The sequence below is a fragment of the Micromonospora sp. NPDC003776 genome (assembly GCF_053605645.1).
The window spans coordinates 1-22,030 of sequence record NZ_JBSGJR010000046.1 but is presented as its reverse complement, the minus strand read 5'-3'; the positions used below and the strand labels follow the sequence as shown (position 1 = coordinate 22,030).

At 72.1% G+C, this 22,030-nt stretch carries 21 protein-coding genes, 1 tRNA gene, 1 pseudogene and 1 riboswitch; of the genes and pseudogenes, 11 read left to right on the top strand and 12 right to left on the bottom strand.

Annotated elements, in window-relative coordinates; translation table 11 throughout:
* Positions 1 to 49 precede the first annotated feature (49 nt).
* The 3 genes from ACWEVO_RS06915 to ACWEVO_RS06905 form a co-directional block, all read right to left on the bottom strand.
* Positions 50 to 1,105: a MerR family transcriptional regulator gene (locus ACWEVO_RS06915; RefSeq protein WP_452306622.1), complete on the bottom strand. Its 1,056-nt coding sequence runs from the start codon at positions 1,103 to 1,105 to the stop codon at positions 50 to 52.
* A gap of 147 nt (positions 1,106 to 1,252) precedes the next feature.
* Positions 1,253 to 1,813 (bottom strand): NUDIX hydrolase, encoded by a 561-nt coding sequence (locus ACWEVO_RS06910; RefSeq protein ID WP_452306621.1) that lies wholly within the window; start codon positions 1,811 to 1,813, stop codon positions 1,253 to 1,255.
* Position 1,814: 1 nt separating this feature from the next.
* On the bottom strand, positions 1,815 to 2,708 hold the full coding sequence (locus ACWEVO_RS06905) for a LysR family transcriptional regulator (RefSeq protein WP_452306625.1): 894 nt from the start codon (positions 2,706 to 2,708) through the stop codon (positions 1,815 to 1,817).
* Positions 2,709 to 2,833: 125 nt separating this feature from the next.
* Here ACWEVO_RS06905 and ACWEVO_RS06900 point away from each other — a divergent pair, with 125 nt between their 5' ends.
* The 5 genes from ACWEVO_RS06900 (at position 2,834) to ACWEVO_RS06880 (ending at position 7,185) form a co-directional block, all read left to right on the top strand.
* Complete coding sequence (locus ACWEVO_RS06900) at positions 2,834 to 3,220, top strand: VOC family protein (RefSeq protein WP_452306624.1); 387 nt, start codon at positions 2,834 to 2,836, stop codon at positions 3,218 to 3,220.
* Between the two features lie 42 nt (positions 3,221 to 3,262).
* Complete coding sequence (locus ACWEVO_RS06895; protein WP_452306620.1) at positions 3,263 to 4,261, top strand: aldo/keto reductase; 999 nt, start codon at positions 3,263 to 3,265, stop codon at positions 4,259 to 4,261.
* 33 nt (positions 4,262 to 4,294) lie between these two features.
* Positions 4,295 to 5,272, top strand: a complete 978-nt coding sequence (locus ACWEVO_RS06890; RefSeq protein WP_452306619.1) for a GNAT family N-acetyltransferase — start codon at positions 4,295 to 4,297, stop codon at positions 5,270 to 5,272.
* A gap of 97 nt (positions 5,273 to 5,369) precedes the next feature.
* Positions 5,370 to 6,179: a nucleotidyltransferase domain-containing protein gene (locus ACWEVO_RS06885; protein WP_452306618.1), complete on the top strand. Its 810-nt coding sequence runs from the start codon at positions 5,370 to 5,372 to the stop codon at positions 6,177 to 6,179.
* A 139-nt stretch (positions 6,180 to 6,318) separates the two neighbouring features.
* Positions 6,319 to 7,185 carry an aminopeptidase gene (locus ACWEVO_RS06880; RefSeq protein ID WP_452306617.1) on the top strand — a complete coding sequence of 289 codons (867 nt, stop codon included), beginning with the start codon at positions 6,319 to 6,321 and terminating at the stop codon, positions 7,183 to 7,185.
* Positions 7,186 to 7,248: 63 nt separating this feature from the next.
* On the opposite strand, the gene ACWEVO_RS06875 is transcribed toward ACWEVO_RS06880, so the two are convergent.
* The gene (locus tag ACWEVO_RS06875) at positions 7,249 to 7,803 is read right to left on the bottom strand and encodes a GNAT family N-acetyltransferase (RefSeq protein ID WP_452306616.1); all 555 of its coding nucleotides are present in this window, start codon (positions 7,801 to 7,803) and stop codon (positions 7,249 to 7,251) included.
* Positions 7,804 to 7,895: 92 nt separating this feature from the next.
* Positions 7,896 to 7,969 (bottom strand) — tRNA-Gly (locus ACWEVO_RS06870).
* 245 nt (positions 7,970 to 8,214) lie between these two features.
* On the opposite strand from ACWEVO_RS06870, the gene ACWEVO_RS06865 reads away from it, so the two are divergent.
* The gene (locus ACWEVO_RS06865; protein ID WP_452306615.1) at positions 8,215 to 9,201 is read left to right on the top strand and encodes a zinc metalloprotease; all 987 of its coding nucleotides are present in this window, start codon (positions 8,215 to 8,217) and stop codon (positions 9,199 to 9,201) included.
* A gap of 70 nt (positions 9,202 to 9,271) precedes the next feature.
* On the opposite strand, the gene ACWEVO_RS06860 is transcribed toward ACWEVO_RS06865, so the two are convergent.
* Positions 9,272 to 9,820: a pyridoxamine 5'-phosphate oxidase family protein gene (locus ACWEVO_RS06860; protein WP_452306614.1), complete on the bottom strand. Its 549-nt coding sequence runs from the start codon at positions 9,818 to 9,820 to the stop codon at positions 9,272 to 9,274.
* A gap of 78 nt (positions 9,821 to 9,898) precedes the next feature.
* Here ACWEVO_RS06860 and dcd point away from each other — a divergent pair, with 78 nt between their 5' ends.
* A complete protein-coding gene (gene dcd / locus ACWEVO_RS06855; protein ID WP_265008550.1) occupies positions 9,899 to 10,477 on the top strand; it encodes a dCTP deaminase in 579 nt (192 codons plus the stop codon).
* A gap of 46 nt (positions 10,478 to 10,523) precedes the next feature.
* On the opposite strand, the gene ACWEVO_RS06850 is transcribed toward dcd, so the two are convergent.
* Positions 10,524 to 11,558, bottom strand: a complete 1,035-nt coding sequence (locus ACWEVO_RS06850) for a C40 family peptidase (protein ID WP_452306613.1) — start codon at positions 11,556 to 11,558, stop codon at positions 10,524 to 10,526.
* Positions 11,559 to 11,570: 12 nt separating this feature from the next.
* Positions 11,571 to 11,706: riboswitch (cyclic di-AMP (ydaO/yuaA leader) on the bottom strand.
* A gap of 234 nt (positions 11,707 to 11,940) precedes the next feature.
* Between ACWEVO_RS06850 and ACWEVO_RS06845 the strand changes: the two genes are divergently transcribed.
* Complete coding sequence (locus ACWEVO_RS06845) at positions 11,941 to 13,983, top strand: N-acetylmuramoyl-L-alanine amidase (protein WP_452306612.1); 2,043 nt, start codon at positions 11,941 to 11,943, stop codon at positions 13,981 to 13,983.
* A 64-nt stretch (positions 13,984 to 14,047) separates the two neighbouring features.
* Here the strand turns inward: ACWEVO_RS06845 and ACWEVO_RS06840 are convergent, their stop codons facing one another.
* The 3 genes from ACWEVO_RS06840 to ACWEVO_RS06830 all read right to left on the bottom strand — a co-directional run bounded on the left by ACWEVO_RS06840 (position 14,048) and on the right by ACWEVO_RS06830 (position 17,532).
* Complete coding sequence (locus ACWEVO_RS06840; protein WP_452306611.1) at positions 14,048 to 15,064, bottom strand: NlpC/P60 family protein; 1,017 nt, start codon at positions 15,062 to 15,064, stop codon at positions 14,048 to 14,050.
* A gap of 163 nt (positions 15,065 to 15,227) precedes the next feature.
* Positions 15,228 to 16,232 (bottom strand): hemolysin family protein, encoded by a 1,005-nt coding sequence (locus ACWEVO_RS06835; protein WP_452306610.1) that lies wholly within the window; start codon positions 16,230 to 16,232, stop codon positions 15,228 to 15,230.
* Positions 16,225 to 17,532 carry a hemolysin family protein gene (locus tag ACWEVO_RS06830; protein ID WP_452306609.1) on the bottom strand — a complete coding sequence of 436 codons (1,308 nt, stop codon included), beginning with the start codon at positions 17,530 to 17,532 and terminating at the stop codon, positions 16,225 to 16,227. Before ACWEVO_RS06830 ends, ACWEVO_RS06835 begins: the two co-directional genes overlap by 8 nt.
* A 25-nt stretch (positions 17,533 to 17,557) precedes the next feature.
* Here ACWEVO_RS06830 and ACWEVO_RS06825 point away from each other — a divergent pair, with 25 nt between their 5' ends.
* A complete protein-coding gene (locus ACWEVO_RS06825; protein ID WP_452306608.1) occupies positions 17,558 to 17,779 on the top strand; it encodes a hypothetical protein in 222 nt (73 codons plus the stop codon).
* Positions 17,780 to 17,844: 65 nt separating this feature from the next.
* Here the strand turns inward: ACWEVO_RS06825 and ACWEVO_RS06820 are convergent, their stop codons facing one another.
* Together ACWEVO_RS06820 and ACWEVO_RS06815 are read right to left on the bottom strand one after the other, a co-directional pair.
* On the bottom strand, positions 17,845 to 20,046 hold the full coding sequence (locus ACWEVO_RS06820; protein ID WP_452306623.1) for a (Fe-S)-binding protein: 2,202 nt from the start codon (positions 20,044 to 20,046) through the stop codon (positions 17,845 to 17,847).
* A gap of 382 nt (positions 20,047 to 20,428) precedes the next feature.
* A complete protein-coding gene (locus ACWEVO_RS06815; protein ID WP_452306607.1) occupies positions 20,429 to 20,692 on the bottom strand; it encodes a cell division protein CrgA in 264 nt (87 codons plus the stop codon).
* Between the two features lie 231 nt (positions 20,693 to 20,923).
* On the opposite strand from ACWEVO_RS06815, the gene ACWEVO_RS06810 reads away from it, so the two are divergent.
* Together ACWEVO_RS06810 and ACWEVO_RS06805 are read left to right on the top strand one after the other, a co-directional pair.
* Complete coding sequence (locus ACWEVO_RS06810; protein WP_452306606.1) at positions 20,924 to 21,730, top strand: DUF881 domain-containing protein; 807 nt, start codon at positions 20,924 to 20,926, stop codon at positions 21,728 to 21,730.
* Positions 21,727 to 22,030, top strand: a pseudogene (locus tag ACWEVO_RS06805) (hypothetical protein); the annotation flags it as partial. The gene ACWEVO_RS06810 and the pseudogene ACWEVO_RS06805, both read left to right, overlap by 4 nt.

Here is a 22,030-nt window from a genome sequence, read left to right as displayed (position 1 = left end):
CGCGCCACGCCCGGACGGCCGCCGGGCCGGCCGGGAGCGGGCCGGCCGGTCAGGTGGTCACCACGTCGGCGACCACGCAGGCGATGTTGTCCGGCGCGCCCTCGGCGTACGCGAGGTCGACCAGGCGCCCGACGGCGGCCTCCGGATCGCCGGCCCCGGCGAGCGCCGCCTGCAACGCCGCCGGCCCGACCACGGCGGAGAGCCCGTCGGAGCAGAGCAGGTAGCGGTCCCCGACCAGGGCGGTACGCAGGGCGAGGTCCGCCTCGACCGGGGTCCCGGCGCCGAGCGCCCGGGACAGCAGGGCCCGCTGCGGGTGCGCCGCCGCCTCCGCCGGGGTGAGCCGGCCCTGGTCGACCTGCGACTGCACGTACGTGTGGTCCTGGGTCAGCCGGGACAGCTCGCCCCCGCGCAGCAGGTACGCCCGGGTGTCCCCGACGTGCACCAGCGCGAGCCGGGTGCCGCGCCGCAGGACGGCGGTGAGGGTGGTGACCGGCTGGTGCCCGTCGGTGGCGTGTGCGCGTACCGTCCGGTCGGCCGTGGTGACCGCGTCGGCCAGCGTGGCGAGCAGTTCGGCGGCGGGCGCGTCGGCCAGCTCCAGCGGCCGGAGCGCGTCTACCGCGGCCGCGCTGGCGGCGGCGCCGCCCGGTCCGCGCAGGCCGTCGGCCACGGCGAGCAGGGTGTCGCTGGCGTACGCGGTGTCCTCGTTGGAGTCCCGGACCGCGCCGGCCGTGCACCGGACGGCGTACCGGAAGGTGGGTTCGGACATGGCGGCGCCCCTCTCGGAGAGCTGGTCGACGAGGAGCGCGACGACGCGTCCGCGGGCTGCCGTGTCGGCGCTGACCCGGCGCCACCAGGCGTCGACCGCCGCGGCCGCCGCCTTGGGCGGGAGCCGGCGGACGGCCTGGATCTCGGCCAGCGGCATCCCGGCCCGGCGCAGGGCGGCGATCAACCGGGCCCGGTCGAGCTGGGTCGGCTCGTAGTACCGGTAGCCCGAGTGCGGGTCGACGGCGGCGGGTGGGAGCAGGCCCAGCTCGTCGTAGAGCCGCAACGCCTTGGGCGTCAGGCGGGCCGCCCGCGCGAACGCCCCGATGGTCAGCAGCTCCACGGACCCATCCTCCTCGTACCGGTCAGGGCGACCGGCACGGACCACGCTGGGGCTTGCCGCAGGGGCAGGGTCAAGGCGTCGACCGGGTAGCGACGGCGCGGCTCCTGCCGGCCATCGCGCCCCATAGGGACGCGCGGCCGACAGCGATCAGCGCGGGCTGAGCCTCGCCAGCATCCGGGTCAGGTGCGGTTCGACCGCCCCGGGCTCGGCCGCGGCGACCTCCCGGGGCGTCCACCAGCGGACGCCGCGGAACTCGCCCGGATCGGGGACCAGCTTCTGGTCCCGGCTGCCGCTCAGCACGTACCAGAGGCTGACATCGGTATGCCGGTCGGCGGGCGGGCCGACGGTCCCGGTGACGGTGAGGAAGGCGGGTCGCTCGCCGAACTCCGGCGCGAAGACGGCCGGCACGCCCAACTCCTCCACCACCTCCCGGCGTACGGTCTCCGCCGGGTGCTCGCTCGGCTCGACGTGGCCGCCGGTCGGCAACCACATCCCCGCCTTGCGGTGGTCGACCAGCAGCACCGCGCCGTCGGTCGCGTCCCAGAGCAGGAAGTACGCGACCAGGTGCGGCGAGGGTGTCCGTGGCTTCTCCCGGCGGAAGATGTCCGCCGTCCGGGCCAGCCAGGCCAGCGTCTCCGCCCGGTGCCGCGCCTCCAGCTCGTCCCCCGGGTCGAGCGCCTCGACCAGCAGCCGGATCTCATCCCGCACGTCAGTGTCCCGCTCGCTCGGCGGCATCCGCGGCGGCGCGGACGAACTCCCGTACCCGGGCGGTGGTGTTGCTGGCGAGCCAGACCGGGCCGCGCAGGATCGGCGGCGCGTCGTGGATCGGCACGTACGCCAGGTCCGGGCGGGGGTGGTAGCGGCGGGTCTGCTCGCCCACCGGGAGCACCCCGCGGCCCAGCGCGACCAGCGACAGCATCTCCGAGAAGGTGTTGCCGGCCGGGCCCTTCGGCACCGGTCGGCCGGCGGGGGTCCGGTCCGGCGTGCGGTCGCGCTTGAACTCGGTCGAGGTCACCGTCGGATACTGCACCACCGGGTGGTCGCCGAGCACCTCCAGCGACACCGACGGCTCCCCGGCGAGCGGGTGGTCCGCGGCCACCGCGAGCACCCGCCGCTCGCGCAGCAGCGCCGGGCCGTTCGCCATCCCGTCGAACGGGTACGACGCGATGAGCACGTCGACCGAGCCGTCGTGCAGGCTGGACCGGGTGGTGGCGAGCGGTGCCTCGTGGACGTGCACCACGCACTCGGGGTGGCGCTCGGTGAAGAGGCTGACCGCCCGGAGCAGCACCGGCGCGGTGGACTCGCCGACGAACGCCACCCGCAGCTCGCCGGTGAGGCCACGGCCGGCCTCGACGGCCCGCTGGACGGCGTCCGCCATGCCGGCCACCAGCGGCCGCAGGTCGTCGGCGAGCCGGGCGCCGATCGGGGTCAGCCGGACCACCCGGCTGGTACGGGCGAAGAGCGGCGCCCCGATCCGGCGTTCCAACTTCCGCACCACGTGGCTGACCCGGCCGGTGGTCACCCGCAGCCGCTCGGCGGTCCGCCCGAAGTGCAGCTCCTCGGCGAGGGTCAGGAACGTCTCGACCTCGTACCGCTCCAGCACCTCGACCCCCACCGTTGACTCAGGGTCAACGATCGTAGCCCGATCGCGGCTTGGTCGGCGGCGACGTACGGACGAGGGTGGATGGCGAGGTCGCCAACCGTTCGAAAGGGACTCCGATGGACACGATGAATGCGGTGCGGGTGACGGGCTTCGACCACCTGGTCCTGGCCGTCGCCGACGTGGAACGCTCCCTCGACTTCTACTGCGGCACGCTCGGCCTGGCCCCGGTCCGGGTCGACCGCTGGCGCGCCGGCGAGGTGCCCTTCCCCTCGGTACGGGTCAACGCCGAGACCATCATCGACCTGGTACGCGGTGAGCCGGGCGGGTCGAACGTGGACCACTTCTGCCTGGTGGTGGAGCCGCTCGACTGGGCGGAGGTGATCGACTCAGGGGTGTTCACCGTGCTGACCGGGCCGGTGCCGCGCTTCGGCGCGCAGGGCAGCGCCACCTCGATCTACGTACGCGACCCGGACGGCAACACCGTGGAGCTGCGCTGGTACCCGGCCTCGTGACCGGTTGACCTCGAGCGCGCTCGAAGCGGAAGACTGCCGTTCATGAATCGAACGTTGGGGCGCAGCGGTATCGAGGTCAGCGCGCTGGGCATGGGCTGCTGGGCGACCGGCGGTCCGTACGCGGGCGGCGACAACCAGTACGGCTGGGGCCGGGTCGACGACGACGAATCGATCCGGGCCGTCCGCCGGGCGGTCGAGCTGGGGATCACCTTCTTCGACACGGCGAGCAGCTACGGCGCCGGGCACAGCGAGGTCATCCTCGGCAAGGCGCTCGGCGCCGACCGGGACCGGCTGGTGCTCGCGTCGAAATGGGGATTCACCTTCGATGAGACCACCCGGGAGGCGCTCGGCACCGACGGCAGCGCCGCCTACCTCCGCAGCTGCCTGGACGGCTCGCTGCGGCGGCTGGGGACCGACCACGTCGACCTCTACCAGCTGCACCTCGGCAATCTGCCGGTCGCCGAGGCCCTGGACCTGATCGGACCCCTGGAGGAGCTGGTCGCCGCCGGCAAGATCCGGGCGTACGGGTGGAGCACCGACGATCCGGAACGTGCCGCGGCGTTCGCCGCCGCCGGCCCGCACTGCACGGCCATCCAGCACGACATGTCGGTGCTGGCCGACCGGCCGGTCATGGTCGAGGTGTGTGAGCGGTCCGGGCAGGCCAGCATCAACCGGGGGCCGCTGGCCATGGGGCTGCTCAGCGGCAAGTACGCCGACGGCCGCAGGGTGGCCCCGGACGACGTGCGCTCGCAGAGCTACGAGTGGCTGGCGTACTTCCGCGACGGCGCCGGGGCACCGGAGTGGCTGGCGCGGGTGGAGACCCTGCGCGAGGTCTTCGCCACCGGCGGCCGGACGCCGACCCAGGGCGCGCTCGCCTGGCTGTGGGCGCGCAGCGAGGTCACCATCCCGATCCCGGGGTTCCGGACCGTGGCCCAGGTCGAGCAGAACGCGGGCGCGCTCGCGCACGGACCGCTGCGGCCCGACGAGTTCGCCGCCGTGGAGGAGCTGCTGGCGGACGTCCGGTCGCACGGAAACGGGTGACGAGCCGGCCGGCTCCGTTGCTAGCGTGTCGCGATGCCCGAACTCCAACGGCTCGACGCCCGGCACGCCCCCGCGCTGCTCCGATTCGAGCGGGAGAACCGGGCGTACTTCGCGCGGTTCGTGTCGGACCGGGGCGACGACTACTTCGCCGAGTTCGCCGCGCGGCTCGCGAGCCTGCTGGCGGAGCAGGCGACCGGCCGATGCCACTTCCACGTCCTGGTCGACGACGACGGCGCGGTGCTGGGCCGGTTCAACCTGGTGGACGTCGCCGACGGCAGCGCCGAGCTGGGCTACCGGGTGGCGGAGCGGGTCGCCGGCCGGGGCGTGGCCCAGGAGGGGGTGCGCCGGGTCTGCGCGCTGGCCCGCGACGCGTACGGGCTGCGCCGGCTGGTCGCGGTGGCCGCGCTGGCCAACCCCGCGTCGCTCGCGGTGCTGCGGCGCACCGGATTCATCCCGATCGGAGAGGCGCTGGTCCACGGCCAGCCGTGTCTCCGGCACGTGCTCGACCTGGCCGACGACCCCGGCATGAGCGCGGCGGAGGTGCACACCGTCCTGGACACCCTCGCCGCCGCCGGCTGCCCGGCCTGGATCAGCGGCGGCTGGGGAGTGGACGCCCTGGTCGGTGAGCAGACCCGGCCGCACCGCGACCTGGACCTCGCCGTCCCGGCCGAGCACGAATCGGCCGCGCTGCGGGCGCTCACCCGGCTCGGGTACGTCGTCGAGACCGACTGGCGCCCGGTCCGCGTCGAGGTGGTCGCGGACGGCCGGGGCCGGGTCGACCTGCATCCGCTGGCCTTCGACGAGTCCGGCGACGGCCACCAGGCCGGCCTCGACGGGAGCAGCTTCCGCTGGCCGAGGGAGTGCTTCACCACCGGGACCATCGCCGGCCGCCGGGTCGACTGCATCTCAGTCGAGCAGCAACTGCTCTTTCACCGGGGCTACGAACCGCGCGACGTCGACCGGGCGGACCTGGCGCTGCTGCACCGGCTCGCCGCCGTCCCGCAACCATGACCGCCACCCTCTTCCTCCTTCTTCCAACGGGAGCGCCGACGCCGGAGGAACTGGCACTCTTCGACCCGATGCCCGTGACCGGAGGAACCGGCAGCTGATGGACCGGATCACCGACGACGCGATCGCCGTCATCATCGAGGAGGTAACCCGCCGTTATCTCCGGGCGGTCGATCAGGCGCTGCCCGGTTACGTACGCAGCCTCTATCTGGTCGGGTCCGCCGCGCTCGGCGCCTGGCAGGCCGGTGTGAGCGACATCGACACGGTGATCATGACGTCCCGTCCGGCCAGCACAGAAGATCTCGCCCGGCTCGCCGCAATTCACGCCGCGCTGCCCCGGTCACCCCATCTCGACGGGATCTACCTCGAACCCGCGCTCGCCGGATCCTGGCCGACCGATCGGCGGGTCATACCGTTCGTGGTCGACGGCAGGTTCCACCCGGACCGGCCCTGCGGCGAGCTGACGCCGGTGCTCTGGCTGACCCTGCAACGGCACGGCGTGCCGGTGCGCGGCCCGGCCGTCGCCGACCTCTGCGTACCGGTCGACCCGGTGCGGTTGCGCCGCTACAACCTCGACAACCTGCGGGAGTATTGGCAGGCGAAGGCGGCCGCGTTCCCGGCCGAGCTGGCCGGTGTCGACCCGGACACGGTCCTGGACGCCGGGATCGTGACCTGGTTCGTGCTCGGACCCGCGCGGCTGCACCACACGCTGGCCCACGGCGACGTCATCTCGAAGACTGCGGCCGGCGCGTACCTCGCCCGCTTGTTCCCCGCGTACGCCGGCCTCGCCCATCGGGCGGTCCGCTGGCGTGCGGGTGTGCCGGAGCGGTTCACCGCGGCCGACCTCCTGGCGGCCGGTGAGAGCGTCGCCGCGGTGGCGGAGGACGCCTGGCGCCGCTTCGGCGGCTGATTCGGCCTGCCCGGGGCCGGCGGCCAACCCAGCGCCCCGACGGGTCGTCGCGGGCCGACCACCGAAGTAGCACCCACCCCGACCGCTGCACATTTTCGGCGGTCCGCACAGTTCCGGCTCATGTGTCACGATCTCCGCCATGCGTCTTCCGTTCGGCCTGCTCGTCGCGGCCGTCGCGGCTGGGCTGCTCTCGGTGGCGGCGGCGCTGCTCGCCATGCCCGGCGCCTCGCTGCAGTTCGGCCTCGTCATGCTGCTCGCGCTGCTGGGCTACGTCCTGGCGGATCGTGGTGTGCGCCGCGTGAGGTGGGCCGTCGGGGCCGGCATCGCGCTACTGGCCGTGGTGGCGGCGGCGAGACTGCTCTGGTACCAGCAGCAGGTCGATGAAGCGGGATGGCTGCCGAACGGCCAGGGGCTGGTGAAGACGGCCATGCTGGCGCACTGGCAGGAGATGATCGACCGGGAGAGGCTTGCCGCGCTGGGGCTGGCGCTCGGCGTTCTCTGTCTCGCGGCCGGTGCGTTGGCGGCACCGTCACGCGGCAGGCGGCGAGGTGTGGCGACGACACTCCTCGCGCTGCTGCTACTCGCCTGGTTCGGGCTGGGCTCCGCGCGGATGTTCGGCCGGTATCCGTTGCTCGACCTCCTCGGCGCGGTGTGGCCGGCGCTGCTCGCCGCCCTCGTGGCCATGGGGGCGCTCGCGCTGTCCGGGTGGCGGGCCGACCGGCGTTGGCTGCTCCCGACGGGGTTGTTCCTGCTGTCGCTTCAGACCGCTCGCCACTACTCGGATCTCGCCGAGCAGTGGTCGGGCTGGTGGCATCTGGCCAAGCCGCCCGACGGTGCCTTCCTGCAGCTCGCCGTGGCGGTGAGCACGTCACCGGAAAGCTTCCCTCAGGTGTCGCGGGCCCTGGAGGCGGCGATCGGGCTCGCCGGTGCGGCGCTGGTGGCCGTCGGCGCGCTGCGCAGCTCTGGAGAGGCCGACGCTTCGGGGGTCGAGGCCGGGCAGGGATGATCCCTCGGAAAGCGATCGACCGCTCCACCGTGGACCGGTCCCCCTCGCCGGCCGGGCCCGGCGCTACCGGTCGGTGGCGAGGATCGCGTAGTGCACCGAGTCCCGCCAGTGCCCGCGGACCAGCAGGTGGTCCCGGCTGACCCCCTCCCGCCGCATCCCGACCTTCTCCAGCACCCGGCACGAGGCGACGTGGTCGGGCCGGGTGGTGGCCTCCACCCGGTGCAGGCCCACCTGCTCGAACGCCAGCCGCAGCAGCAGGCCGGCGATCTCGGTGCCGAGCCCCCGGCCCCAGTCGTCGGGGTGGACCGCATAGCCGATCTCGCCGCGCCGGTGCTGCGGGCTCTCCACGGTCAGGATGCCCATCCCGACCAGCCGGTCCCCCTCGACGGCCGCCAGCCGGTACGCCGGCCGCGGTTCGCTGCCGGCTGCGGTTCGCCACGCCGACACGGCGGCACGCGCCTCGTCGAGGGTGGGCGGCTGCTCGTCCAGCGCCCGCTCGAAGGCGCGCGGCTCGGTCATCAGCGCGTGAATCGGCGCGACGTCGGCGTCGTCCAGTTCGCGCAGCAGGCAGCGGGGGCCGGGCAGACGGACCGGCCGTACGGAGCGGACGGGGGTCACTGTTCTCCCAATGAGCACGTAGCGGGCGCAAGGAGCGGTAGCAACGATCGAGGCCCCAGCCAGGAAACCTGTCCTGAGCTGGGGCCTCACGTTGGAGCGGGTGACGGGAATCGAACCCGCACTGTCAGCTTGGGAAGCTGATGTTCTGCCATTGAACTACACCCGCAGGCAGCACCACTGTACCTGAGGTCACCACCTCCGTGCATCCAGGTACCCCCGTGGCGAGTCCCGGCGCCGCGCAATCGCCTCGAAACGATCTTGCAACAGAAGCGGCCCGCGGAGCAGCGGATAGTTTCACCACGGCAATATATGCCCGTTCTCAAATCCGTCGATGGGATGTAACGTCTCCCACACGTTCTCCGACACGGCGTGACATACCCCCGTTTCACGCCGCCAGAAAGAGGTGGGCCCATGGGACTGCGTCCCAACCTGCTGACCCGGCGCGCCGCCGGTGTCGCGACGACGACCTTCGCGCTGATGCTCAGCACCGCCGCGGTGGGTGTCGTTCCCGCTGCCTCGGCCTTCTCGGCCGCCCCGGCCGGCTCCTGCGCCGAGCCCGCCGACGTCCACTCGGACGCCCGGGTCGCCAAGGGTGGCAGCAGCAAGCTGGACCCGAACGCCCTGACCGCCAAGCAGGTCGCCGAGCGCGAGGCCGATCTCACCGCCGCCCTGCGGGAGCGGGCCGCCTTCCGTGGCGGCGCTCAGGCCGCCACGCCGGTGGCCAGCGTCACCATCCCGGTCGTCGTGCACGTCATCCAGCGGGACAGCACCCGGGCCGGCGGCAACATCCCGGACTCGATGGTCACCCAGCAGATCTCCGTGCTGAACACGGCGTACAGCGGCGGGACCGGCGGCGCACCGACGGCCTTCAGCTTCCAGCTGCAGAAGGTGCACCACGTCACCAACGCCGCCTGGTACCCGATCGTGCAGGGCTCCACCGCCGAGCGGCAGATGAAGTCCTCGCTCCGGGAGGGCGGCAAGAACACGCTGAACATCTACCTCGGCGAACTGAGCGACAACCTGCTCGGCTGGGCCACCTTCCCGAAGCGCAAGCTCGACAGCATGGACGGCGTGGTCGCGCTGAACGAGTCGCTGCCGGGCGGCACCGCGACCAACTACAACGAGGGTGACACCGGCACCCACGAGATCGGCCACTGGCTGAACCTCTACCACACCTTCCAGGGCGGCTGCTCCGGCTCGGGTGACAGCGTCGACGACACCCCCGCCGAGGGTTCGCCGGCGTACCAGTGCCCGACCGGTCGGGACACCTGCACGGCGGCGGGCCTGGACCCGATCACCAACTTCATGGACTACACCTACGACTCGTGCATGCACCAGTTCACCCCTGGTCAGGCGAGCCGCATGATCACCGCGTGGAACGCCTACCGCGCGGCCTGAGCATCGCACCGAAACGCCGGTGCCGGCCCTGTCCTCCGACGGGGCCGGCACCGGCGTTTCTCGTGGGCTCTCAGGCGGCCGGGCGGCGCGTGTCGAAGCCGTGCCGGCCGCCGCGCCGACTCTCGGCGGCGGTCACCGTACGCCGGGGCGGGGCGGTCGCCCGCGGATCGAGCCAGACCCGCACCTGCGGCCGGCCGGCACCCGGCTGAGCGGTCTGGTCGCGCCGGGTCAGCATCGCCACGTCGACGGTGAACTCGAACAGCCGCCAGTCGACCTGCGGGGCGGCCCGGCCGAGCTCGGCCACCCGGGCCAGCGTTGCCGCGTCGGTCACCGGGCGGGCCCGGCCGGCCATGTACGCCTCGTCGTCGCTCTCCTCGGGAGGGAAGGAGTGCAGCGCGTAGCGGCCGTCGCGTTCGAGGTCGCGCCGCTTGGGCGAATCGATGACGAAGCAGTAGAGCCCGTCGTCGGTGATGACCGGGGACACCGGATGCACCCGGGGGCCGCCGTCGGCGCGGACCGTGGCGAGGTAGCCGAAGCCCGGCCCGTACTGCTGCAGGAGAAGGCGGATCTCGTCGGCGAGTCGGGGCTCGTCGGCGGCGAATTCGGACCAGGAAGCCATGCGGACATTCTATCGAACACGTGTACGAAGATGTAGTCCGACACGCAGGTCACCCGTACCGGTCGCTATGGTGTTCCGATGCTGCTCTCCGACCGCGACCTGGTCTCCGAGATCAAGGCGGGCACGCTCGCGCTGGAGCCCTTCGAGCCCACGCTGGTGCAACCGTCCAGCATCGACGTACGCCTGGACCGGCTCTTCCGGGTCTTCAACAACCATCTCTACACCCACATCGACCCGGCCGTTCAGCAGGACGACCTGACGTCGATGGTGGAGGTTCCCGAGGGCGAGCCGTTCGTGCTGCACCCGGGCGAGTTCGTGCTCGCCTCCACCCTCGAGGTGATCTCGCTGGGCGACCAGCTCGCCGGCCGCCTGGAGGGCAAGTCCAGCCTGGGCCGGCTCGGGCTACTCACCCACTCGACGGCGGGCTTCATCGACCCGGGCTTCTCCGGGCACGTCACGCTGGAGCTCTCCAACGTGGCGAACCTGCCGATCACCCTGTGGCCCGGGATGAAGATCGGCCAGCTCTGCATCTTCCGGCTCTCCTCGCCGGCCGAGCACCCGTACGGATCGGCGGTGTACGGGTCGCGCTACCAGGGGCAGCGCGGCCCGACCCCGAGCCGGTCCTGGCAGAACTGGCGGGTCTGGCCGACCCGGTGAGCCCTCGCGCAGGGGCTCCCGCGCTGCGGAAGCCCCTGCGCACCGGTCAGCCCGGGCGGCCGTAGCTGTTGATCTGGCCGTCGTCGACGCGCTTCATCGTGATCGGCTTGCCGGACTGGGAGGCGTGCACCACCCAGCCGTTACCCACGTAGAGCGCGACGTGGTGGAGGTCGCTGTAGTAGAAGACCAGGTCGCCGACCTGGAGTTCGCTGCGGCTCACCCGCCGGGTGACGTCGTGCTGCTGGCGGGCGTTGTGCGGCAGCGAGACACCGGCCTTGGCCCAGGCGGCCATGGTGAGGCCGGAGCAGTCGTAGTGGTCGGGGCCGGCGGCCCCCCAGACGTAGATCTTGCCGATCTGAGCGCAGGCGAACTTCGCGGCGACCCCGCCCGGACCACCCGGGTAGCCGGCCGGGCACGGCGCCGGGCGCAGCGGTCCGCCGCCACCGTTGCCGTACACCTTGAGCCGCAGCTTCTGGAGCCGGGCGATCTCGGCGTCGATCTGCTTCTTCTGCGCCGCGAGCTGGGCCTCGGTACGGGCCAGCTTGGCGATCATGTCGTCCAGCGGCTTCTTCTTCGCGGCCAGCTGGTCGCGCAGCTCGGCGACCGACTGCACCTGCTGCTGCTGGCGGTGTGCGAACCGGTCGAGCAGTTCCAGGCTGTCGACCACCTCGCTCGGGGAGCGGCTGCCCAGCAGCGCGTTCACGGTGGAGAGGTTGTCCCCCTTGTAGGCGTCGGCGGCGAGGCCGCCGACCTGCCCGAGGGCCTGGTCGACCCGGGCCTCCAGGGGAGCGATCTGCTTGGCCAGCGCCGCGGCCTGCTTGCGCTTGGCGGCGAGATCCTCACGGGTGGCGTTGACCTGCTCGATGACCGGCTCGAGCTTGTTCCAGTCCTTGTCGATCTGGGCTTCGATCTCGGCGACCGACGGGTCGGCGTGGGCCGCCGTGGCGCCGCCGGTCAGGATGACGGCGGTGCCGACCAGGGCGGCGAGGGCGGTGGTGCAGCGGGACCAGCGTGAACGCGGCGCAGCCGTCAGCCGGTCGAGCGACCGTGCCGACGGTGGCCGCGGGGCATGGTTAGCCACCGGGCTCCGTACTCCTTCTTCCGGACCGCCTACCGGGTTAGCTGACGGGTTCGGGCGGGAAGGGAGCCGCCCTACCGCAGAGGCTGCGGATTCACCCCAGGTACCTGGGTCCCCGGCTCGCCCGGAGGCGACTCGGCGGTGTCCGACCGTCACCACCCGGGCTGGGCGGTGAGACTGCCGGTCGACGATTGACCAGAGTAGAGATCGCCGTTATCGAGATGCAACCCACGCGGCCGTGACACTCCGTACCCGAATTCGCGTCCACCGCGCCAGGTGAAGGTTTTCTTCAGGGCCGATTACCTGTTGGAAAGGTATTGACCGCGACCCGGGTGCGGAGTGAGGGTGGGAACGCAGTGACCCCCATCCCTGTCCTGGAGGTTCGATGCACCTCTCACCCCCGCCGTCGGGCAGACGGATACTGCTGGCGGCCGCCGTCGCAGCGGCCACCGCGCTCGCGACCACCGGCCCGGTGGCCGCCGAGCCGTCCAGTACGGACACGGCCGACCGGCAGCAGCAGTACGCCGCCGCGGCCGACGAGTACGGCGTGCCGCAGAACGTCCTGCTCGGCGTCTCGTACCTGGAATCCCGCTGGGACACCCACCCGGGCCAGCCCAGCACCAGCGGCGGCTACGGGCCGATGCACCTGACCGACGCCGAGCAGGTCGCCTCGACCCCGTCCAGCAGCCACGTGGACGAGAACGAGGACCCGCGCGGCGACGACTCCCGCCCGCTCACGCTCGACCCGGCCGTCACCGCCGCGCCCTCCGGCGACGTGCTGCCCCAGGCGTCCCTGCAGACCGTCGACGCCGCCGCCGCGCTCACCGGCATCCCGGTGGAGACGCTGCGGAACGACGCCGTCGCGAACATCCGGGGCGGCGCGGCGCTGCTCGCCTCGTACCAGAAGGAACTGGGCGGGCCGGTCGGCGCCGGCAGTGACGCGGCGGCCTGGTACGGCGCGGTGGCCCGGTACTCCGGCGCGGACACCGAGGACGCCGCGGCGGCCTTCGCCGACGAGGTGTACGACCAGATCGGCCAGGGTGCCAGCCGGACCACCGACGACGGCCAGCGGGTGACCCTCGCGGCCACCAAGCTGACTCCGGACGAGTCCGGGCTGCACAAGCTGGGCCTGCGCCGCGCCGAGCGGCCGGACGGCCTGGAGTGCCCGGTCCGCCTCGCCTGCGAGTGGATCCCGGCGCCGTACGGCGAGTACACGATCCCCAAGACGAACATCGTGGACTACGGCAACTACGACATCGGCAACCGACCGGCCCAGCAAAAGATCGAATACATCATCATCCACGACACCGAGGGCTACTTCGGCCCGAGCGTGAACCTGGTCCAGGACGTGACCTACCTGGGCTGGCACTACACGCTGCGCTCGGTGGACGGCTACGTCGCCCAGCACATCAAGGCCAAGGACGTCGGCTGGCACGCCGGCAACTGGTACGTCAACGCCAAGTCCATCGGCATCGAGCACGAGGGCTTCGCGGGCCGCGGCACCTGGTACACCGAGGCGATGTACCGGGCCTCGGCGAAGCTGGTCCGCCACCTGGCGCTGCGGTTCCAGATCCCGCTGGACCGGCAGCACATCCTCGGCCACGACAACGTCCCCGGCATCACCGCCGGGAACGTCGCCGGGATGCACTGGGACCCGGGCCCGTACTGGGACTGGTCGCACTACTTCGACCTGATGAAGGCACCGTTCAAGTCCACCGGAACGCCGAACACCGGCCTGGTCACCATCGATCCGGACTTCGCGTCGAACAAGCCGGCCTTCAACGGCTGCAACCAGCAGCCCCCGTTCCCTCCGGGAGAAGGTGCACCCCCGACGGCTGAGCCCTGCCCGCTGCGCGGCTCCTCCTCGGTCATCCTGCGCACTGCCCCAAGCCCGACCGCGCCGCTGGTCAACGACCTGGGTCTGCGGCCGGACGGCACGCCGGACACCATGTACATCAAGGATCACGGCGCCCGCGCCTCGGCCGGTCAGACGTACGCCCTCGCCGGCATCCAGGGCGACTGGACGGCGATCTGGTACCTCGGCCAGAAGGCCTGGTTCTGGAACCCGGCCTCGGCGCCGACGGCCAAGTGGGCGAACGGCTTCGTGGTGACGCCCAAGCCGGGGAAGACGACCATCCCGGTGTACGGGCGGGCCTACCCGGAGAAGGCGGCGTACCCGTCCACCATCCCGTACCAGACGATCGCGCCGCTGCAGTACACCTTCGCGGCGGGCCAGCGGTACGCGTTCGGTGGCGTCCTGCCGGGCGAGTACTACCGGGCGGTGTCGTTCGACGGCTCGGCGCCGGGTGACCGGACCGTGGTCCGGGGCGAGAACCGGTACGTGCAGATCCAGTTCGGCCACCGGGTGATGTTCGCCAACCTGGACGACGTGGACATCCTGCCGGCCGCGGTCGGCGCGCCGACCTGACCGACCTGACGACGAAGGCCCCCGGTCCACGTGGACCGGGGGCCTTCGTGCTGCTGCCAAGAGGTCAGGTGACCCGGCGGAAGCCGGCGACCGGCATGTAGTCGATCTTCGTGACCTGGATCTGCTTACCCGTGCGGGGCGCGTGCACCATCAGCCCGTTGCCGAGGTAGAGACCCATATGGTGTAGGTCGCTGTAGAAGAAGACCAGGTCGCCGGGGCGGGCGTCGGCGCGGGACACCGGCCGGCCCTCGTTCCACTGCGCGCCGGTGAAGTGGGTGAGGGAGATGCCCGCCGCCTTGTAGGCGTACTGGGTGAGGCCGGAGCAGTCGAACGTGTTCGGGCCGGTGGCGCCCCACTCGTACCACTTGCCGACCTGCGCGCAGGCGACCCTGATGGCGGTACGCGCGGCGCTGCTCACCACGCCGTCGATGCTCGGACAGCCGTCGACTCGTACCGAGGTCACCGGCAGCATCGCGGTCAGCCGCTTGATCTCGGAGTTGATCTGCTTCTTCTTCGCGGCCAGCTCGGCGGCCTGCTTCTGCTGGGTGGCGATCAGCGCGTCCAGCTTCTGCTTCTGCGCGTTGTACTTGTCGCGGATGGCCAGCACGCCGGCCACCTGCTTGCGCTGCTGCTCGGCCAGCCGGTCGAGGATGACGAGCTGCTCACCGAGCGTGCCCGGCTTGGTGCTCACCAGGAGAGCGCCGATCTCCTGGGACGGCCCGTCGATGTAGTACCGGGCGGCGAGGTCGCCCACCCGGTTCATCGCCAGGGCCGACGCCAGCTCCAGCGGCGCCATCTTCTTCTCGAGGTCCGCCGACTTCTTCTGGTTGGCCTTCAGCTGGGACCGGATCTTGTTGAAGCTCTCGATGGTGGGCTCGAGCTGCTCCCACTGCTTGTCGATCTGCGCGTCGATTTCGTCGACCGACGGCGCCGCGTGCGCCGGAGCCGTCAGCAGCCCGGCGCCGACCGCGACGGCCGCGACCAGGGTGAGGAGACGGCGTACGACCCGGCGCGCGCCGACCGGTCTGACAGGCGGCTGGCTCGGGGCGTGACGAGGAGGGGGCATGGTTGCCACCGGCACGGACTCCTTTGCAACCGACCGCCGGGCGCCCCGAGAGAGGGAAGGTCGAGGCAGACGACCCACAGCGGTCGGTGCCCCACATTAGGGAAGGCACCGGGTGGAATCAAGGCGGCCTTTTGCTCAATCACGTGTGCGCAACCGCCTGCACACCAAGGGTATTCATTCACCCGCCAACGATCGCCGTCAATACGTCGTCGAGTGTCACCACGCCGAGCGCCCGCCGGCCGTCGCTCACCAGCACCATGTGCCGCCGCTCCCGCCGCATCGCGAGCAGCAGATCGGCCAGCGTACGGTCGGGCGGCACCACGGCCAGCGGCCGGTAGACCTCGACGGGCACCGGCGCCCGGCGGCTCGCGCCCGCGTACCCGAGCACGTCCTTGACGTGCACGAAGCCGAGCACCCGGCGGGTGGACCGCTGCACCACCGGAAAGCGGGACCGGCCGGTCCGCGTCGCCAGCACCTCCAGCGAGGCCGGTGAGACGTCCTCGGCCACCGTGGTGACCGTGGACCACGGTTGCAGGGCGTCGGCGGCGGTACGGCTGTGCAGGGCCAGCGCTCCGGTGATCCGGGCGTGCTCCTCCGCGTCCAGCAGCCCCTCGGTACGGGCCTGGGCGACCAGGCCGGTCAGTTCCTCCGCGGTGAACACCGTCTTCACCGCGTCGGTCGCCTCCACCCGCCACAGCCGCAGCACCTGCCGGGCCGACCACTTCATGGCCAGCAGCAACGGCTTGGTGGCGACGCAGAAGGCCAGCATCGCCGGACCGAGCCAGAGCGCCGACACCTCCGGGCCGGCCAGGGTGATGTTCTTCGGCACCATCTCGCCGACCACGGTGTGCAGGAAGACGACCACGGCGAGGGCGATCACGAAGGCCACCGGGTGCACCGCGGAGGCCGGCAGGCCCAGCGCCTCGAACGGCGCCTCCAGCAGGTGGGCCAGCGCCGGCTCGGCGATCGCGCCCAGGCCGAGGGAGCAGATGGTGATGCCGAGCTGCGCCCCGGCGATCATCAGCGGGATCTGGTTCATCGCCGAGAGCGCCCAGCGGGCCCGCTTCGACCCCGCGGCCAGCGGTTCGATCACGGTACGCCGGGAGGCGATCAGGGCGAACTCGCTGCCCACGAAGAAGGCGTTGCCGAGCAGCAGCAGGGCGGCGACCAGCAGTTCACTCATCGCCGTCGGGCTCCTCGGGCCGGACCACCCGGACCTGCTCCACCCGGTGCCGCTCCACCTCGATCACGGTGAACTCGTAGCCGACCTCCTCGACCGTCTCCCCGGGCACCGGGATGTGCCCCAGCCGGGCCATCAGGAAGCCGGCCAGCGTCTCGTACGGCCCCTCGGGCAGCCGGAAGCCGGTCTGCTCGACCAGCTCGTCCTCGCGCAGCACGCCGTCCACCAGCACGGTCCGCTCGCCGCCCGGGACCGTCAGCTCCACCGGCCCGAGGTCGTCCACCGCGTCCGGGTCGAACTCGTCGGCGATCTCACCGACCAGCTCCTCGACCAGGTCCTCCACGGTCACCACGCCGTCCGTACCGCCGTACTCGTCCACCACGATCGCCAGGTCGGCGCCGGCCGCCTTCAGGGCCGCCAGCACCCCGTCCAGGTCGAGGCTCTCCGGCACGTACACCGGCTCGCGGGCGACCGCGTCGACGGTGGTGAACCCCCGGCGGGCCAGCGGCACTCCGAGCGCGTCCGGCACCCCGGCGACGCCGGTGACCAGATCCAGCGTCTCCTCGTAGACCGGGAACCGGGTCCGGCCGGTCTGCCGGGACAGGTCCAGCAGCTCGGCGACCGTGGCGGTGGCCCGCAGCGCGATCACGTCCACCCGGGGGGTCATCGCCTCGGCGGCCCGCTTGTCGCCGAAGCGGATGGTGCGGCGCAGCAGCATCGCGGTGTCCGGCGGCAGCGCCCCGGCCCGGGCCGAGATCGCCGCGAGCAGCCCCAGCTCCTCCGGCGACCGGGCGCTGGCCAGCTCCTCCTGCGGCTCCACCCCCAGCCGGCGGACCAGCCGGTTCGCCGAGTCGTTGAGCAACCGGATCAGCCAACCGAAGGTACGGGCGAAGGTCCGCATCGGCCCGGCGGTGGCGAGCGCGGCCGGCATCGGCCGGGCCAGCGCCAGATTCTTCGGGACCAGCTCGCCGAAGAGCATCGAGATCAGCGTGGCCAGGGCCAGCGCGAGCAGCCCGCTGAACCGGTCCGCCGCGCCGATCGGGCGCAGCAGCGGGCCGAAGAGCCGGGCCAAGGCCGGCTCGGCCAGGTAGCCGGTGAGCAGTGCGGTGATGGTGATGCCGAGCTGCGCGCCGGAGAGCTGGAAGGACAGCTCGCGCAGCGCCCGGCGCACGGTGGCGGCCCGGCCGTCGCCGGCACCGGCCCGCCGGTCGATCTCCGACCGGTCGACGGTGACCAGCGCGAACTCGGCCGCGACGAAGAACGCGTTGCCGGCGGTCAGCAGGACGAAGCCGACCAGGGGCAACAGCGTCAGAACCAGCAGGCCGTCGATGGGCGCGATTGTTCCACGACCGGGCACCGGGAACGAGACCGGTGCCGGTGGCCCTCTTCCGCGAGCTGCCGAAGCAACGGGTCAAGGCCCGGATGAACGAGATCGCGACGGGCGACTGGCCTCCGCCGCCACCAAGAAGGCGATCGAGGAGATGCAGGCCGCACTGCTGATTGCCACGACGACCGCGGCCAGCGCGGCGATGATCTCCTCGGCCAACTGAACGACGGCGGCGGCACCGCACGGGTGCCGCCGCCGTCGTGGTCCGGCTGTCCGCCGGGGTACGCCTCAGCCGGCCGCCGGCGCGGCCTCCTTCTCACCGGCCGGGGCGTCCGGCCGGACCGAGCGGAGCAGCACGCTGGCCACGTCCACGACCTCGACCTGCTCGCCGGCGCCCTTGCCGTTGACCCCGTCGTTCAGCATCGTCGAGCAGAACGGGCAGCCGACCGCGATGGTCTTCGCGCCGGTGGACATGGCCTCCTCGACCCGGTCCACGTTGATCCGCTTGCCGATCTTCTCCTCCATCCACATCCGGGCACCGCCGGCGCCGCAGCAGAAGGAGCGCTCGCTGTTCCGCGGCATCTCGGTGATCTCGGCCGAGCCCAGAGCGGCACCCAGCACCTCACGGGGCGGGGTGAAGACCCGGTTGTGCCGGCCCAGGTAGCACGGGTCGTGGTAGGTGAGGCCGCCGTCCAGCGGCTGCACCGGGGTGAGCTTGCCGGTGGCGACCAGGTGCGCCAGCAGCTGGGTGTGGTGGACCACCTCGAACTCGCCGCCGAGCTGGCCGTACTCGTTGCCGAGGGTGTTGAAGCAGTGCGGGCAGGTGGCGACGATCTTGCGCTTGCTCTTCTCCCGGCCCTCGAACGCCTCGTTCAGCGTCTCGACGTTCTGCTGGGCGAGCATCTGGAAGACGAACTCGTTGCCGATCCGGCGGGCCGGGTCACCGGAGCAGGTCTCGCCCTCACCGAGGATGGCGAAGGAGACGCCGGCCTCGTGCAGCAGCGTGGCGACCGCCCGGGTCGTCTTCTTGGCCCGGTCCTCGAACGCGCCGGCGCAGCCGACCCAGAAGAGGTACTCGAAGTCCTCCACCTCGCCGACCCGCGGCACCTCGAAGTCCAGGCCCTTGGTCCAGTCCTCCCGGGTGTTCTGCGGGGCGCCCCACGGGTTGCCCTTGTTCTCCAGGTTGCGGAGCATGACGCCGGCCTCGGACGGGAAGCTCGACTCGATCAGCACCTGGTAGCGGCGCATGTCGACGATGTGGTCCACGTGCTCGATGTCCACCGGGCACTGCTCGACGCAGGCGCCGCAGGTGGTGCAGGACCAGAGCACGTCCGGGTCGATGACGCCGCCCTCCTCGGCGGTGCCGATCAGCGGCCGGTCGGCCTCGGCCAGCGCCAGCACGTCGACGCCGGCGAGCTGCTCCTGGGTCGCCTTCTCCTCGCCGGTCAGGTCCTTGCCGCCGCCGGCCAGCAGGTACGGCGCCTTCGCGTACGCGTGGTCCCGCAGGCTCAGCACCAGCAGCTTGGGCGAGAGCGGCTTGCCGGTGTTCCAGGCCGGGCACTGCGACTGGCAGCGGCCGCACTCGGTGCAGGTGCTGAAGTCGAGCAGACCCTTCCAGGTGAACTGCTCCACCTGGGCTACGCCGAACTGGTCCTTCTCCGGGTCGGCCTCCTCGAAGTCGAGGGGCTTGCCGGCGCTCGTCATCGGGCGCAGCGGACCGAGACCCGAGCCGGCCGGCTTCTCCGGGTCGCGCTTGAAGAAGATGTTGGGGAACGCCAGGAAGCGGTGCCAGGCGACCCCCATGGTGACGTTCAGCGAGATCACGATGAGCCAGGTCATCGAGATGACGATCTTGATGAGGGCGGCGAGGCTGACGCCGGCCTCCCAGGCCGGCAGGGCGTTGCCGAGGGCGTGGCTGACCGGAGTGGCCCAGACCGGGTACTCGAAGTGGTCGGTGGCGACCTTGAAGCCCCGGATCAGGAAGCCGAAGATCAGCACCAGCAGCACGACCCACTCGACGAAGTAGCCCTGCCACATGGTCGAGCCGGTGAACCGGGAGCGGTTGCCGGGCCGGTTGGGCCGGTTGCGCAGCCGGATCGCCATCAGCACCAGGATGCCGAGGAAGCCGAAGACGCCGATCAACTCGGTGGCCAGCCCGAAGATCGTCCAGTGCCCGATGATCGGCAGCCCGCCGCCCGGGGTGACCACCTCGAAGTAGGCCTCGAGCACCAGCAGCGACAGCACGATGAACGCGACCATCACGAACCAGTGGGCGGCCCCCACCACGCTCCACTTGAGCATGCGGGTGTGGCCGGCGGTCTCCACCAGCATCTTCTTCGTACGGGCGCCCTTGTCGGTGAACCGCTCCGGGGCGGGTTGCCCGAGCCGGATGACGGCCGTCATCTTCATGACCGCGCGCACCGCTAGCCACACCGCCACGGCGGTGATGGCGGCCGCGAGGATCGTGGTGACGATCTGGACGCTGCCCATCGAGTTGGCCTCCCGGTCTGCTGCCTGGTCGAGCGGCTCGGCGACCGGGAACGGCTCAGGGTGTGGCCGGCGTTCCGCCGCTACCGCCACCCCGACCCGACCCGACCGATGACCTCGCTCCGCTCGGTCATGCAGTGCAGCCTACGCGCAAGGTTACCCAGCAGTAACGTGAGTCATCTCGCATCCGGCCACGCCGCCCTGCGCACACCTTAGGTGGACGCGGCCAAGCGCGCCGGGCAGGGGCGCGGTGGAGTGACGTACGTCCATCGAGCGGACCCTGGTGGAACCGGTCAGCGGAGGGCGACCGGGGCGAGAGAGGGCGACGGCCCGACCCTCGGACGACGGGTGGAGCCGTCGCCGCGGGGCCGGGCCGGACGTCGAGTCAGCGCCAGCGGGAGAGCAGGATGAGCGAGGCGACCATCGCGCCGAAGCCCACCGCGAGGTTCCAGTAGCCCCACGTGGCGACCGGGTAAGCCTGCTCGGAGAGGTAGTACACGACCAGCCAGCCGATACCGACGACGATCAGCGTGACCGCGATGATCGGCAGCCAGACCGGGCTAGGCTTGCGCGTCGCCGCGGTCGCCGTCGGACGCACGTCCGTCGGCGGGGTGTACACCTTCTTCTTGCGGACCTGAGACTTGGGCACGACGCTCTCCAGAGGGGGGTACGACCTCGTCCGGCCTGACAACCGGGCGCGGGGGCGACGGTCCATGGCCAATAATGTTCGACAGCTAGCGTAGTCCCGACGGACCGTCCCGGCCACGAATGGGGTCAGGCCGGTGCACGGAGTGACCGAAAAGGGTGGGACTTTTCGGGTCGAGTACGCCGGTCCGTGCCGTCGCGGGTCGGAACGAGACGACGGGAAAGGGAACGCCCGGTGGAGTACACGTCCGGCGCCGCCTCCTGGCAGAAGGTCCTCCGACGGGCGGCCGTCGGCCTGCTGCCCCGGCGGCCGCGGCAGCGCCGCCCGGGGTGGTCGATCGGCGTACCCCTGATCGCCGCCGCGGCGGGCCTGCTCTTCACCACGACCGCGACCACGGCCGGCGGCACCCCCCTCCGGGAGGACCGGCGCCCCCAGCTCACCCAGTTGATCGAGGACCGGCGCGAGCAGGTCGCGGCGAGCGAGGCGAAGGCCGCCCGGCTGCGCGACGAGGTCGAGGAGCAGACGGCCGCCCTGGCCGACACCGACGGCCCGATCAAGGAGCAGCGCGACCGCGCCGCCGCCCTCCGGCAGGCCGCCGGGTTCACGGCGCTCACCGGCTCCGGCGTCACCATCGAGCTCAACGACGCCCCCCGGCGGTCCGACCAGGCGCTGCCCAAAGGTGCCAGCAACGATGACCTGGTCGTCCACCAGGGCGACGTCCAGGCGGTCGTGAACGCGCTCTGGGCGGGCGGAGCCGAGGCAATGTCAATCATGAACGTCCGCGTCCTCAGTACCAGCGCGGTACGCTGCGTCGGTAACACCCTGCTGCTGCATGGCCGGGTGTACTCCCCTCCTTTCAAGATCGTGGCAATCGGCGACCCCGCCGCCCTCCAGCGGGCGCTCGCCGCTTCCGAGGGAGTCCGGTTGTTCAAGGAAGCCGTGGACCACTACCAGCTCGGCTACTCCGAGACCGTCTCCACGGTCACCGTGCCGGCGTTCGAGGACTCCACCGCCCTTCGCTCGGCGAAGGTGCCCCGGTGACCTCTGAGGAACCGCCGGAGCGGGACGGCCGCCACCGCAACCAGAACGACGACCCGACCGCGTTCCTCCCCCCGGTGGAGCGCCCGGCCCGGCCGGCACTCAACCTTCCGTGGCCGGATCGGGACGAACGCGGGCCCGCCGCACCCCGCCCCCCGGCCGACGACCGGCCCATCGCGCTCTTCGGTGACGCTCCCGGCGGCACCAACGCCGCCGCTGCCCCCACCGCGGGCGCGGACCCGCGCCGGCCCGGCACGACCGGCGTGTCCCACCAGCCGCCGGCCGCGACGCCGCAGCCGGACC